Genomic DNA, 13,564 nt, shown 5'->3' on the forward strand with positions numbered 1-13,564 from the left:
CAAATTTTCGGTTCGCGAATGCATCGCGGCGGCGGCGAACAACGGTTTCGCCCATCACCAGCTCCCGGACACAGAAAGTAGCAGCCCGGTGCGGCCGTCGGCGCGCGGTGCAAATCGGCTGCCCAGCGAACTGCCGACGATCGAGGCCATAAGCGTGACCGGCCCCTTTGTGTATCTCGCGCCGAATTCCCAATCGAACTTGCGGCGGAAGAACCCGTCTTCGTAACCGCCCCGCGCGACGAGCGAGAGGCCGGCGGGCGCAATCGGCAAATCGCCCTGCATGCCGATGTAGATGTTTTCGAAAGGAAGGCCGTTTTGCTTTGGCGCGAAGGAGGTCTCCAGCGTGACCTGTCCGCGGCCGATGTCTTTCCCGACAAAGGTCTGGATCTCGACGTAGCGCGAATCGGGGAGGTCCGGATAGAGATAGACGTTGCCCGCGATCGTGTAATGCAAGCCGGCTACCTGGCCTTTTCGGCCGGCGCGAAGGTCGACCTCGAGGCCTGCGTCCTTCTGACGGCCGAGCGTGGTTGCCCATCCGCCGGCGAACCATCCATCACGTTCAAGGTCTATGCCGCCCTGCAATGCGGGTTTGCGATCGGATAGACTGACGCCGCGGAAGCGATAGTCGGAAATCAGTGTCGCAGTCGTGGTGACATGGATCTTTTCGGATTGCTGCGCTGAAGCCGCATTCGGCATCGATGTCGACAGCATGGTGAGTACTGCGAGGACTAATCCAGAGTTTTGGCGCGATTGCATGGGCGGGGTTTCGTAGCCCGTATAACAATATAGTCTTAAGCTACGTAGCACTACCTAAGGTGCCGGAATTGGGGCGTTTATTAAGATCTTCTTAATTCTTGAACGACCAATCCATCCCGATGTACGGCCCCGTTGTTTTAGCGCCCCGCAAGCAGCGCCAATCATCTTTTGGGATTCGGGTCGCACTTCCGGCATTGGCGATCCTGGTCGCTCTGGCGGCGCTCTTGATAACAGTCGTCACCTTGTCGGCCAATCAGGCGAACCAACTGGCAGGGGAACGTCAACGGGCGCTGGCGGACACGGTGATCAAGGGCAGTATCGCCCAGGTCCCGCACGATCAGGAGGGCGCGACCATCTGGGAAGAGGCTGTTCGTGAGGTCCGCAAGCCACGGCTCAACCTCAAGTGGCTCGATGGCAATCTCGGAATCTGGTTCCACTCCTATTACGGACATGACGAGGTCTTCGTCGTCGATCCGCACGGCAATGCGATCTATGCGATGGACGAAGGCAAGCGCGCCGAGGCGTCACTCTACAATCGCGAGGCCCGGATTGCGGCGGCTCCCCTGATCGCCGAGCTTCGCCGCAAGCTCGCCCAGCCGTCGCCCAGCGATACCAGCGCATCGGCTCGTACCCCCGGGTCTGTCGACCTGGCCTTGATCGATGGCCATCCCTCGATCGTCAGTGCAAAGCCGATCGTCTCGGATACCGGTTCCCCGGAACAGGCGCCGGGTGAGGAGTTCATCCACATCAGCGTCCGCCACCTCGACGGCAGATTTGCCGACATGCTGGCGCGACAATATCAACTCGATGGTGCGCGTTTCTCCCGGTCCGGGGCAACCGTCCCTCCCGAACGCGCGCTCCCGCTACGATCGAGCGCGCGGACAACGATCGGCTATCTCATCTGGAAGCCCTTCGGACCCGGCGCGCTGATGGTCCAGCGGATCCTTCCCGCAGCGGCGGCGGCCATGCTGCTCATTCTCGCAACGGTGACATGGCTCCTTCATCGGATCCATCGAAGCGCTCTTCAGTTGCAAGCCAGCCAGGCACAGGCAATCTATCTAGCCTTTCACGACCCGCTAACCGGACTCGCCAATCGGGGGCTGTTCGACGAACGGCTGGCGCGGACCCTGGCGGAGAGCCGGGGGACCGGCAAATCGGTCGCGCTGCACTATTTCGACCTCGATCGGTTCAAAAACGTCAACGACACGCTGGGGCACCCGGCAGGCGACGAATTGATCTGCGCGATGAGCCGCCGGCTGGTCGAAGCGACGCGCGAAACCGATATCGTCGCGCGCATCGGCGGCGACGAGTTTGCGATCATCCAGACCGGGGTAAATTCGCCCGGCGAAGCCGAAGTCCTCTGCATGCGCATCGTCGAAGCGGTCAACGAGGCGTTCGAGTTGTCGGGCACCAGGGTCAATATCAGCGTCAGCATCGGCGTGGCACTCGCTCCGGCTGACGCGTGCGAGGCGACGGAACTGGCGCGCAAGGCCGATATAGCGCTGTATGAGGCGAAGGCGGCGGGACGCGGGCGCTATGTGTTCTTCGCCGAAGCAATGGACGCAACTGTCCAGCAAAGACGGGGGATCGAACTTGGTCTGAGGCGAGCGCTCACCACCTGCAATGAGTTCGAGGTCGTCTATCAGCCGCTCTTTTCCGCCCAGTCGCGCAAGATAACGGGCGCCGAAGCGCTTGTCCGCTGGCACCATCCCGATCACGGCGTCCTCTCTCCGGCCATGTTCATCCCGGTTGCCGAAGCGACCGGGCTGATCGAGCCACTCGGTGAATGGGTGCTCGAGCAAGCATGTGCAGCAGCCCGCGATTGGCCGATCCAGTCGGTGTCGGTAAATGTCTCGGCGATCCAGCTACGCAACGAAGGCTTCGCCGAGCGGGTACTCGCCATCCTCGCGCGAACCGGCCTCGATCCCGAGCGCCTCGAACTCGAAATCACCGAGACGAGCTTCATCGAGAGCGCGGCGAATTGCCAGCCCAACCTCGCGGCATTGCGGGCCAGGGGCGTCCAGATCGCGCTCGACGACTTCGGAACCGGCTATTCGTCGTTCAGCCATTTGCGGGAGTTCGATGTTGACCGGATCAAGATCGACCAGAGCTTCGTCAATGGCATCGACATGCGCGAAGGCGGAAGTCCCATCATTCAGGCGATCGTCGACCTTGCCAAGGCCAGCGGCATGAAGGTGACGGCCGAAGGGGTCGATACCATCGAGCAGAGCGTGTTTCTGACCAGAGCCGGATGTAACTCACTACAGGGCTTTCTGCTGTCGTGCCCGGTGTCGCGAAACGAACTCAACACAGTGTTCGCCGGAGGCCTCAAGAACGTAACCAGATCGCGCGCGAAGATCGATTCAGGCGCCGCCGTCCTGCTGCTGCCGCATGCGCGCGTCCCCTGAGAATGATGCCGGCTCCCATTTCTTAACCAAAAATCAGCCCCACCCCCGTTACGTACTTTCCCGGAAGGGCGCGTAATGACGGCAGGGCAATCACACAGGCGCTGGGGGCCGCTCGCGGTCGCATTGCTTCTCTGTGCCACGCCCGCTGCTGCCCAATCCAGTTTCGCCGATCATACCCGGCTCGACTGGTCCGGTGTGCTGACCGGCGCATTCCTTGGCTTCCTGCTGCTGCCGGTCGCCTACAACATCGCCTTCTTCCTGATTCTGCGCGAACGTTTCCTGATATGGCAGGGCGCGCGTGTGCTGATCCTCATCGCGTTGACGATCACGCTGTCGTCGCTGCCGCTCGGACCGTGGTTTCCACGCCATGGGTTCGCGCGGCAGGTGCTGGGTGACCTGCTGTTCGACTCCGCGATCGCCATCATCGGGCTGTTCCTTCGCAGCCTGCTCGAACCGGGGATGATCTCGCCGCGCGTCCATCGCCTGCTTGGCCACCAGGTGTGGGTCGTTGCGCTGACCAGCCCGGCGATGCTGCTTCACCCGTGCCCGCCGCTCTACATGGCGCTGCGCAATGCCGCGCTGGTCGGCGTGCTGCTGTTGTTGTGCTTCGCGCTCGGCCAGGCGATCGCGCGCGGCAGTCGCATGGCGCGTTTTCAGACGGCCGCGTGGTCCTGCCTGATCGCCGTCGGGGCGACCAGCCTGTTCCACGACATCGTGCTTGGGCGGCCCTTCGCGCTGTTCCTCTATGCGCTGTTCGCCGCGCTCGCGCTCGAGATGCTGCTGACCTCGGTCGGTATCGGCGATCGCCTGATGCGACTCAAGCACCAGCATGACGAGGCACGGGCGAGTGCGGCCGCGCTGGCAATCATGGCGCATACCGATCCGCTCACCGGGCTCGACAATCGGCGCGGGCTGGCGGTGCGCTTCGCCGCGCGGCGGCCGCGCGCGGTGGCGATCGTCGACATCGATCTGTTCAAGCGGGTCAATGACGATTTTGGCCATGATGTCGGCGATCGCGTGATCGTCGCCGTCGCCGGCGCGCTGCGTTCCGAGCGGAGCTATGTCGCGCGGCTTGGCGGTGAGGAATTCGCGCTGCTGCTTTATGGCGACCAGCCGCAGCAGGAGGCGGAGATGTTGCGTCGCCGGGTGACGCAGGCGGTCGCGCGCGAGGTTGCCGGACTCGGCTGGCCGGTGACGGCGAGTGCCGGGATCTCGCTGCTCGATACCGAAAGCGGCTTTGCCGAGGCAATCAAGGCGGCCGACGTCAGGCTCTACGAGGCCAAGGCTGCAGGCCGCAACCGGGCCATCGGACCGCGTGATGCCGTGCAGGAATCCGTCGCCGCCTAGAGTTCGACAAGGCCGGCCTCTGGATCATGTGAGGCAGGCTGACGGATCGCCCGCACCCATGCCAGCAAACCCTTGATGACAACCGACGGCAGGGCGGTTCGCGCCGGCCCGGAGGTCAGGCCGGGTCAGACATCCATTTGCTTCACCGCCGCGTTCCAGGCGAGCACGTTGTCGCGCGCTTCCTTGACGAAGGCGGTGCGGCGGATCAGCTTGAGGAAGGAGTCGGCGATCCACTTGCCGGGATTGCGCAGCGGGCGGGCGAACTGGATCAGCAACACGACGCGGGTATTCTCCGTGTCGTTCCACACCTCGTGCTGATAGGTGTCGTCGAACACCAAGGTTTCGCCTTCGCCCCAACGCAGGATACGGTCGTCGACGCGCATCCGCACATCGCCGTCCCTGGGCACGATCAGGCCGAGATGGCAGGTAATCAGTGCCTTGGTGACGCCGCGATGGTCGGGAATGTGCGTGCCGGGCGCAAGAATCGAGAAGAACGCCGTGTTCAGCCCGGGAATCTGCTGGATCACCTTCGTTGTTGCCGGGCAGCGCGCGAGATTCTCGTCGACCGGGTAACCATAGCCCCACAAAAAGAACGAGCGCCACATATTGACCTTGGCGATCGCGCGGTGGTCGGGCGAGATCGTCGCCAGGCTCGGCGCCGCTTCGGGCTGGAGCGCGACCGACACCGCCTCGTCGCGGATTGCTTCCCACTGGTCGCGCAGGAGCTGCGTCCAGGCAAAGTCGCGCATGTCGAGCACGGGGTCGTTGGTGACGAGCGAGGAAGATGAGATCAGCGCATCGAAGAAGCCGCGCAGATGTTTGCCGATGCGCAGGACCAGCGGGCGGCCGCTTTCCGCCTTGAACTCGGCGTCGGGATGCGGCGCGCCGGAGACCGCCGTCACGTCGGGGATGCGCGGTTGCGCGCCCGAATCATGCCGCAATCCGGTCGCGCCGTCCCTGGTTTTCACTGCGTTCACTATTGCCTCCACACACCCCGGGCCGAGCCTTCCCCCCCGCGTAACCCGGCGCCGGCCACCGTTGCTAGAACTTGTCCAAGATGACTGTCCCGGGGCTAGCCCGACAGTTGGTCGAAATCATGGCGGGAAGATGGGAATATCCGACCATGTCTGCGCGGTCTCTTCGGTGATGTACGCATATGCCGCGGGACCGTCGCAAACCCGGTTCAGCCTCGCGAAAGCAAGGCGCGTGCTTCACGGGCGTTGCCAGTCTCCGGCCACCTCCCTAGGTTGCGCGTCATGAACTTAGCCTCTCGCGTGTTCCGCGTCCTTCTCGCCGCCCCGCTGCTCGTCGCCATCGCGCCCCAGGCCATTGGCCAGGAGGGGGCCGCCGCCCATGGCGCCGCCGAGCGCTACATCGTCGATCGCAGCGCGTGGCTTTACCGCGGCAGCGACATCGCGCCCGATCCGGCGTGGCGCTTCGGCACGCTCAGCAATGGCGTACGCTATGCCGTGCGTCGCAACGGCGTGCCGCCGGGGCAGGTTTCGATCCGCGTCCGCATCGACGCCGGCTCCTTGATGGAGACCGATGGCGAGCGCGGCTACGCCCATCTCATCGAGCATCTCTCGTTCCGCGGCTCCGAATATGTCCCCGATGGCGAAGCCAAGCGCATCTGGCAGCGCTTCGGCGCGACCTTCGGCTCGGACAACAATGCCGAGACGACCTTTACCGGCACGACCTACAAGCTCGACCTGCCCAGCGCGACCGAGGGCGGCCTCGACGAGAGCATGAAGATTCTCGCCGGCATGGTCACGAAACCCAATATCACATCGGCGGCGCTCAATGCCGAGCGGCCCGCGGTGCTGGCCGAGCGGCGCGAGAGCCTCGGGCCGCAGACCCATTTCGGCGATACGATGTTCTCCACCCTGTTTGCCGGCCAGCCGCTGTCGCAGCGCCAGCCGATCGGTACGCTGAAGACGCTCAACGCCGCCACCGCGGATACGGTACGTGCCTTCCACGATCGCTGGTACCGGCCCGAGCGTGCCGTGGTCGTCGTGTCGGGCGACATGGATCCGGCCTTGTTCGAAAAGCTTGTCGCGCAGCATTTCGGTGGCTGGCAAGGCATTGGCCCCAAGCCGGCCGAACCGGATTTCGGCAAGCCCGCGCCGGTCGAGCAGTCGACCGCGGCGGTCGTCGAACCCGGGCTGCCGGTGCTCGTGCGCTCGGCCACGCTGCGCCCGTGGAAATACAATGACGACACGGTGATCTTCAACCAGGACCGGCTCGTCGATCAGGTCGCGCTCGACGTGATCAATCGCCGGCTCGAGCGTCGCGCCCGTGCCGGCGCCAGCTATCTCGTCGCGCAGGTCTCGCTCGACGATCTTGCGCGCTCGATCAACGGCACCTTCCTGTCGGTCCAGCCGGTCGGCGACGATTGGGAGGCTGCGTTGAAGGACGCGCGCGCGGTCATTGCCGATGCGCTGTCGGCACCGCCGTCCAAGGCCGAGATCGACCAGGAACTCGCCGAGCGCGGCGAGTCGTTCCGTACGATGATGCAGACCGCGCAGGTCGATGCCGGGTCGAAGCTTGCCGACGACATGGTCCAGGCGGTCGATATCCGCGAAACCACCACCTCCGCCGCGACGATCAATGGCGTGTTTCTCGATGCCAAGCGCAAGGGCATGTTCTCGCCGGCGCGCGTTTTCGCGGCGACGCAGCGCGTGTTCAAGGGCGTGACGACGCGTGCCGTGCTGAACGTTCACACGCCGGCCGACGGTCTTGCGACGAAGCTGGCCGCCGCGATCAACGGCACCGTCAAGGGCAGCGGCGCGCGTGCCGCGCAGGCCTCGATCGGTTTCTCCAAATTGCCAAAGCTCGGCAAGCCGGGCGTCGTCGCCAGCCGCGAGAAGCTCGACCTGTTCGAGCTCAAGCTGGAGCGCGTCACCTTTGCCAATGGCGTGCGGCTGTTGCTCAACAGTTCGAGTTCCGAAGCGAGCCGCGTCTATGTCCGCGTCCGCTTCGGTGGCGGCTATGGCGCGCTGCCGGCCGATCGACGCTCGCCGATCTGGCCCGCGCCGCTCGCACTGATGCAGAGCGGCATCGGTGCGCTCAAGCAGGGCGATCTCGACCAGATGACCGCCGGGCGCCGGATGGGCTTCGACTTCGCGATCGACGACGACGCCTTCACGATGGGGGCGATGACCTCGCCGGCCGATCTCGAGGATCAGCTGCGGCTGTTCGCGGCGAAACTGGCGGTGCCGGGTTGGGACCCTAACCCGGTACTGCGGGCGCGGACCTATTTGTCGTCGACCTATGACTCGCTCGATTCGTCGCCCGATCAGGTGCTTGGACGCGATCTCGAATCATTGCTGCATGATGGCGATCCGCGCTGGGGCACGCCGCCGCGCGCCGACATCGCTGCCGCCACGCCCGAAGCGTTCAAGGCGCTATGGGCGCCGCTCTTGGCCAGCGGACCGATCGAGGTTTCGGTGTTCGGCGACATCAACGCCGACAAGACAGTCGAGGCGGTAGCGAAGAGTTTCGGCGCCCTGCCGGCGCGAACCGGCAGCAACATGGCGCCTCCGCCGGTGCGTTTCCCGGCACATGTCGCGACGCCGGTGGTGCGCACGCATGACGGCGCGAAGGATCGCGCGGTCGCGGTGATCGCCTGGCCGACGGGCGGGGGCATCGGCGGGATCGATGAATCGCGCCGGCTCGAGATTCTCGCCAACATCTTCTCCGACCGGCTGTTCGATCGACTGCGCTCCGAGGCTGGCGCGAGCTACAGCCCGAACGTCTCCAACGACTGGCCGGTTGGTTCGCCCGCCGGCGGTCGCATGGTGGCGATCGGCCAGGTCGCGCCAGAGAACCTGCCGCTGTTCTTCAAGCTCGCGCGTGAGATTGCCGCCGATCTCGTTGCCCATCCGGTCAGCGACGACGAACTGAAGCGCACGATCGGGCCGATGACGCAGCTGATCCTGCGCCAGTCGACCGGCAACCAGTTCTGGATGAACCAGCTCGCCGGGTCGACCTTCGACCCGGCGCGGATCCAGGCGGTCCGCAGCGTTTACCAGGACGTTGCCGCGGCGACCGCCGCGGACTTGCAGGCGACCGCCGCCAAATATCTCAAGCCCGAGAACGACTGGACGATGCAGGTCGTCCCGAAGGCGAAATAACCCTGATTTCCTCCCTGGGTTCGCGGGGCAGCAGCGAGAGGGAGGCATGCCGTATCTCGCGGATAAGCACCTATAGCCCCTTCCCTTCAAGGGAGGGGAGGGGTTGGGGGTGGGGCAGTGCCGCAAGCGCCGCGTTTGGGGAGAGGCCCCACCCCAACCTCTCCCCTGAAGGGGAGGGGCTTGAGAGTGTTATGCCGCTTGGGGTTGGTTACCCTTTGTACAGGGCGTCCAGCCTAGGCCCGTAGACCTCTTTCAGGATGTGGCGCCGGATCTTGAGGCTGGGCGTCAGCTGCTCGTTCTCGATCGTGAACGGACCATCGGCGAGGATGAAGCGCCGGATCCGCTCGGTCACCGACAGGTCCTTGTTGACGCGCTCGACCGCGTGGCCGAGTTCGGTGCGGTATTCGCTGTTCTCCGCCAACCGCTTGAAGTCGCAGGCATCGCCGTTCTTCGCGCACCATTCCTGCGTCCATTCGGGATCGGGCACCAGCACCGCAACCATATAGGGCTTGCGGTCGCCATAGATCATCGCCTGGACGATCTCCGGCTGCAGCGTGAGCATGCCCTCGACCTTTTGCGGCGCGACATTGTCGCCCTTGTCGTTGACGATGATGTCCTTCTTGCGATCGGTGATCTTGATCCGGCCCTTGTCGTCGATCAACCCGATATCGCCGGTGTGCAGCCAGCCGTCCTTCAGCACGCGGTCGGTCTCGGCCTGGTTGTTCCAATAGCCGTGCATCACCAGTTCGCCGCGCACGAGGATCTCGCCGTCCTCGGCGATGCGTACCTCGGTATTGGCGAGCGGTGGGCCGACGGTGTCCATGCGCAGGCCGACCGAGGGTCGGTTGCACGAGATGACCGGCGCTGCCTCGGTCTGGCCATAGCCCTGCAGGAAGGTGAGGCCGAGCGACTGGAAGAAGATGCCGACCTCGGGCGTCAGCGGCGCACCGCCCGAGACCATCGCCTTGATCCGCCCGCCGAAACGCTGCTGGATCTTGGGCTTGAGCGTCGCATTGACGAGCAGTCGCATCGGCTGATCGCGCAATGACAGCTTGCCGTCATAGGCCTTGGCGCCGACACGCTGCGCCTGGTCGAGCAGGTAGCTGGAGAGCTTGCCCTGCTTCTCGACCGACTTGGTGATGCGCGTGCGCAGCACCTCGAACAGACGCGGCACCACGACCATGATGGTCGGGCGCGTTTCCTCGATATTGGCGGCGAGCTTGTCCAACCCTTCCGCATAATAGATCTGTCCGCCCAGCCCGATCGGGAAATGCTGGCCGCCGCTATGTTCATAGGCGTGGCTGAGCGGGAGGAACGACAGGAACACCTCGTCGCCCCAACCGAAATCCTCCGATATAACGGTGCAGCAGCCATTGACGTTGTGCAGGATCGCGCCGTGATGCTGCTTCACGCCGCGCGGCGCGCCGCCGGTGCCCGAGGTATAGATGATGCACGCGGTGTCCTCGCGTGTCGCGGTGATCGTGAGCTGCGCAGGGTCGGTGGCATGGTCGGCGATCAGCTTGTGCCAGCCATGAACATCGAGGCTGCCGCTCTGGCCGATGCGCAGATCCTCGATGCCGATGACGATCTTGGCTTCGGAGGCGCGGATCGCCGCGGGCAGGAGCGTCCTGGCGAGCTTGGCGGTCGAGACGATCACCGCCTTGGCACCGCTATTCTCGATGATGTGGGTGTGGTCGCGTTCGGTGTTGGTGATGTAGGTCGGCACGGTGATGCAGCCGGCGGCCATGATCGCGAGGTCGCTGATGCACCATTCGGGGCGGTTCTCGCTGACCAGCATGACACGGTCGCCCGGCACCAGACCGATCGCCTTGAGGCCCGTGGCGAGGCTTGCCACCTGGTGTGCCGCCTCGGCCCAGCTGGTCGAGACCCAGCTGCCGCCGGCCTTGTGCCACAGAAAGGGCGCCTCGCCCTTCTCGCGTGCACGCGTCAGGAACATGGTGACGAGATTGGGGAAGTGTTCGAGCGTTCGCAAAATCATCTCTCCCGGGGAGGGGCGCGCCGTGTTCGGCTGCGTTTGTCGTGAATCATTCGGGCGGGCGGATCTGTGCACCAGCGCGGACGATGGTCGTGACGCTGCCATCCTCGCCCATCGCCACGCCTTCGCTGCGCGGATCGGCGGCGCCGACCCAGCGGCCCCCGACACGCTCGATCGCATTGGCCTTGAGGCCGAGCGGGGCAATCTGCACCGATTCGCCGAGTTGTCGTAGCGCGGGCACCATCGCCTCGAGCTGTGTGCCTTTCTCGGCGACCGCGGTATGGCCGGGCGCGTAGAGCAGCCCGAGCGCGATCGCGTCCTGCGCCGACATGTTCCAGTCGAGCACCGCGACCAGCGCCTTGGACACCTGTGCGATGATCGTCGAGCCACCCGCCGCGCCGAGCGCGATGCGCACCTTGCCCTGAGCGTCGTAGACGATCGTCGGCGACATCGAGCTGCGCGGGCGCTTGCCGCCCTGCACGCGGTTGGAAACGAGATAGCCGTCGCGCTCGGGCACGAAGTCGAAATCGGTCAGCTCGTTGTTGAGCATCACGCCATCGACCGAGAGCCCCGAGCCGAACGGACTTTCGATCGTCGTCGTCACTTCGGCGACATTGCCGTGGCGATCGACCGCGACCAGATCGGTCGTGCCGGGTACGTCGGCGTTCGGCGCCTTGACGCGCGGCGGGGCGCCCGCCGGCGACCCGGCGGTGACGGTCGCCATGGTCGTGTCGGGCGAGATCAGCGCCGAACGCGCGGCGAGATAGGCGGGTTCAGTCAGGCCCTTGACTGGCACCGTGACATGATCGGGATCGCCGAGATACATGTCGCGATCGGCATAAGCGAGGCGCTCGGATTCAGCGAACAGGTGCCAGGCGACCGGGCTGTCCTTGCCCAGCGCCGCCATGTCGAAGCGTTCGAGCTGCTTGAGGATCTGCAGCACCGCCACCCCGCCCGACGAGGGCGGGCCCATGCCGCAGATGCGGTAGCTGCGATAGGTCCCGCAGACCGGGGCGCGTTCCTTCGCGCGGTAGTTCGCGAGATCGGCCAGCGTCATCTTCGAAGGGTTGTGCGTCGCGCCATTGACCGTGGCGACGAGCCGCTTGGCAGTCGGGCCGGTGTAGAAGGCGCCCGCGCCACGCTGCGCGATGCGGGTGAACAGTGCCGCCTGCTCCGGGCTTTTCAGGATCGCGCCGACCGGCAGTGGCTGGCCATCGGCGCCAAGGAAGTGGCCGCGTGCCCACGGGTCGACGTGCCGGCTGAAACTGCCGATGATGTTGTGCAGCCGGGGCGAAACGGCAAAACCGTCACGCGCAAAGCGGATCGCCGGGGCGAACAGCCGCGCCCAGGGCAGGCGGCCATAGCGCTGATGCGCCAGCGCCATCGCGCGCAGGTCGCCGGGCACGCCGGCGCTGCGGCCGCCGGGGACGGCGGTGAAAATCGTCAGCGGCTTGCCGTCGGGGCCATAGAACCAGTGCGCGTCGGCGGCTTTCGGGGCGGCCTCGCGGCCGTCGAAGGTCGCCAGGGTGCCGCGCTTGCCGTCATGATGGACAATGAAGGCGCCGCCGCCGATGCCCGAGCTCTGCGGCTCGACGACGTTCAGCGCGAGCATCGTCGCGATCGCCGCATCTGTTGCGCTGCCGCCCGCCTTGAGGATATCGACGCCGGCCGCGCTGGCGCGCGGATCGGCGGAACTGACCATACCCTGCGCCTGCGCGACGAGCGGGAACAGCAGGAACAGGGCGAATGCGAAAAGGCGGTTGATCATCGGCGCAAAGCGTAGCGGGGGAGGCCGCTACGTCAACCGGCCCCGACCGCGTCGGCGACATTGGCGAAGCCGTCGCGCGCCAGCAGCGCCGACAAATCGCGTGCGATGCGCCGCGCCAGGCCCGGACCGTGGAACACCAACGCGCTGTAGAGTTGCACGAGGCTCGCGCCGGCGCGGATGCGTGCATAGGCTTCCGCACCCGAATCGATTCCGCCGGCGGCGACGAGGGCGATGCCGCCGCCGGTCGCGGCACGAAAATCGGCCAGTCGCTGGCGCGCCAGCCGGGCAAGCGGCGCGCCGGACAGGCCGCCGGTCTCGTCGGCGAGCGGCGAGTGCAGCGCGGGCCGTGAGACGGTCGTGTTGCCGACGATCAGCGCATCGACGCCATGCTCGATCGCGGTGCGGGCGATCGAATCGATCTCGGCCGGCGCGAGATCTGGCGCGACCTTGAGGAACAGCGGCGGGCGCTGGATCGGCATGCGCCGCGCCGCATCGGCGGCGGCAAGCAGTTCGGCGAGCGCGGCGCCGTGCTGCAGGTCGCGCAGGCCCGGCGTGTTGGGCGAGCTGATGTTGATCGTGACATAATCGGCGATCCGCGCCGCCTGTTCGACCCCGGCGACATAGTCGGCGATGCGATCAGTGGCGTGCTTGTTGGCGCCGACATTGATGCCGAGCCGCCCAAGCCGCCGTGCCGCGAGCGCACGCGGCAGCGCAGCGGCGAGGCCGCCATTGTTGAAGCCCATGCGGTTGATCACCGCCGCATCCTCGACCAGCCGGAACAGCCGAGGTTGCGGGTTACCCGGCTGTGGCAGCGGGGTGAGCGTGCCCATCTCGACGCTGCCGAAACCGAGTCCGAAAAAGCCGTCGATCGCGCGGCCGTCCTTGTCGACCCCGGCGGCGAGGCCGACCGGATTGGCGAAGCCCAGCCCCGCGACGGTGGTTGCGAGCCGCGGATCGTTAACCGGGCCGGCGGCACCGCGCCCGCCCCAGGCGGCAAGCGCGGCAATCGTCAGGCCATGCGCGCGCTCGGCATCGAGCGCGAACAAAGCGGGGCGGATCAGCGGAAACAGCATCGCGCTCCCTCCTGCCAGCCGCGGCGCGGGCGGTCAAAGCGATCGATGCGATCTTGACGTTTTCATCCAATACAGCGCGTCCG

General features: G+C 65.8%; 8 protein-coding genes. 3 read left to right on the top strand and 5 right to left on the bottom strand.

Features of this window, described 5'->3' with window-relative positions; translation table 11 throughout:
• Positions 1-54 precede the first annotated feature (54 nt).
• Positions 55-756 carry a TorF family putative porin gene (locus U1839_RS10615; protein ID WP_332803610.1) on the bottom strand — a complete coding sequence of 234 codons (702 nt, stop codon included), beginning with the start codon at positions 754-756 and terminating at the stop codon, positions 55-57.
• 98 nt (positions 757-854) lie between these two features.
• Here U1839_RS10615 and U1839_RS10620 point away from each other — a divergent pair, with 98 nt between their 5' ends.
• Positions 855-3,164, top strand: coding sequence for a putative bifunctional diguanylate cyclase/phosphodiesterase (locus tag U1839_RS10620; protein WP_332803611.1), 2,310 nt, complete (start codon positions 855-857; stop codon positions 3,162-3,164).
• Positions 3,165-3,287: 123 nt separating this feature from the next.
• Positions 3,288-4,511, top strand: a complete 1,224-nt coding sequence (locus U1839_RS10625; protein WP_332803612.1) for a GGDEF domain-containing protein — start codon at positions 3,288-3,290, stop codon at positions 4,509-4,511.
• Positions 4,512-4,636: 125 nt separating this feature from the next.
• On the opposite strand, the gene U1839_RS10630 is transcribed toward U1839_RS10625, so the two are convergent.
• Positions 4,637-5,488 carry an aspartyl/asparaginyl beta-hydroxylase domain-containing protein gene (locus U1839_RS10630; protein ID WP_332803613.1) on the bottom strand — a complete coding sequence of 284 codons (852 nt, stop codon included), beginning with the start codon at positions 5,486-5,488 and terminating at the stop codon, positions 4,637-4,639.
• Positions 5,489-5,767: 279 nt separating this feature from the next.
• Between U1839_RS10630 and U1839_RS10635 the strand changes: the two genes are divergently transcribed.
• A complete protein-coding gene (locus tag U1839_RS10635; RefSeq protein ID WP_332803614.1) occupies positions 5,768-8,644 on the top strand; it encodes a M16 family metallopeptidase in 2,877 nt (958 codons plus the stop codon).
• A 208-nt stretch (positions 8,645-8,852) separates the two neighbouring features.
• On the opposite strand, the gene U1839_RS10640 is transcribed toward U1839_RS10635, so the two are convergent.
• The 3 genes from U1839_RS10640 to U1839_RS10650 are packed head-to-tail and all read right to left on the bottom strand — an operon-like array spanning position 8,853 to position 13,481.
• Entirely contained in the window at positions 8,853-10,637 is a 1,785-nt protein-coding gene (locus U1839_RS10640) for an AMP-dependent synthetase/ligase (RefSeq protein ID WP_332803615.1), read from the bottom strand.
• A 52-nt stretch (positions 10,638-10,689) separates the two neighbouring features.
• Positions 10,690-12,408: a gamma-glutamyltransferase gene (ggt, locus tag U1839_RS10645; RefSeq protein WP_443030602.1), complete on the bottom strand. Its 1,719-nt coding sequence runs from the start codon at positions 12,406-12,408 to the stop codon at positions 10,690-10,692.
• A gap of 32 nt (positions 12,409-12,440) precedes the next feature.
• Complete coding sequence (locus U1839_RS10650) at positions 12,441-13,481, bottom strand: quinone-dependent dihydroorotate dehydrogenase (RefSeq protein ID WP_332803616.1); 1,041 nt, start codon at positions 13,479-13,481, stop codon at positions 12,441-12,443.
• Positions 13,482-13,564: the final 83 nt, after the last annotated feature.

Source organism: Parasphingomonas halimpatiens, assembly GCF_036663795.1.
Classification (GTDB): domain Bacteria; phylum Pseudomonadota; class Alphaproteobacteria; order Sphingomonadales; family Sphingomonadaceae; genus Sphingomonas.

Excerpts from the sequence above, each read along its gene's own strand:
- U1839_RS10635 (WP_332803614.1), top strand. The coding sequence starts at position 5,768 with ATGAACTTAGCCTCTCGCGTGTTCCGCGTCCTTCTCGCCGCCCCGCTG.
- U1839_RS10615 (WP_332803610.1), bottom strand. The coding sequence starts at position 756 with ATGCAATCGCGCCAAAACTCTGGATTAGTCCTCGCAGTACTCACCATG.
- ggt (WP_443030602.1), bottom strand. The coding sequence starts at position 12,408 with ATGATCAACCGCCTTTTCGCATTCGCCCTGTTCCTGCTGTTCCCGCTC.
- U1839_RS10650 (WP_332803616.1), bottom strand. The coding sequence starts at position 13,481 with ATGCTGTTTCCGCTGATCCGCCCCGCTTTGTTCGCGCTCGATGCCGAG.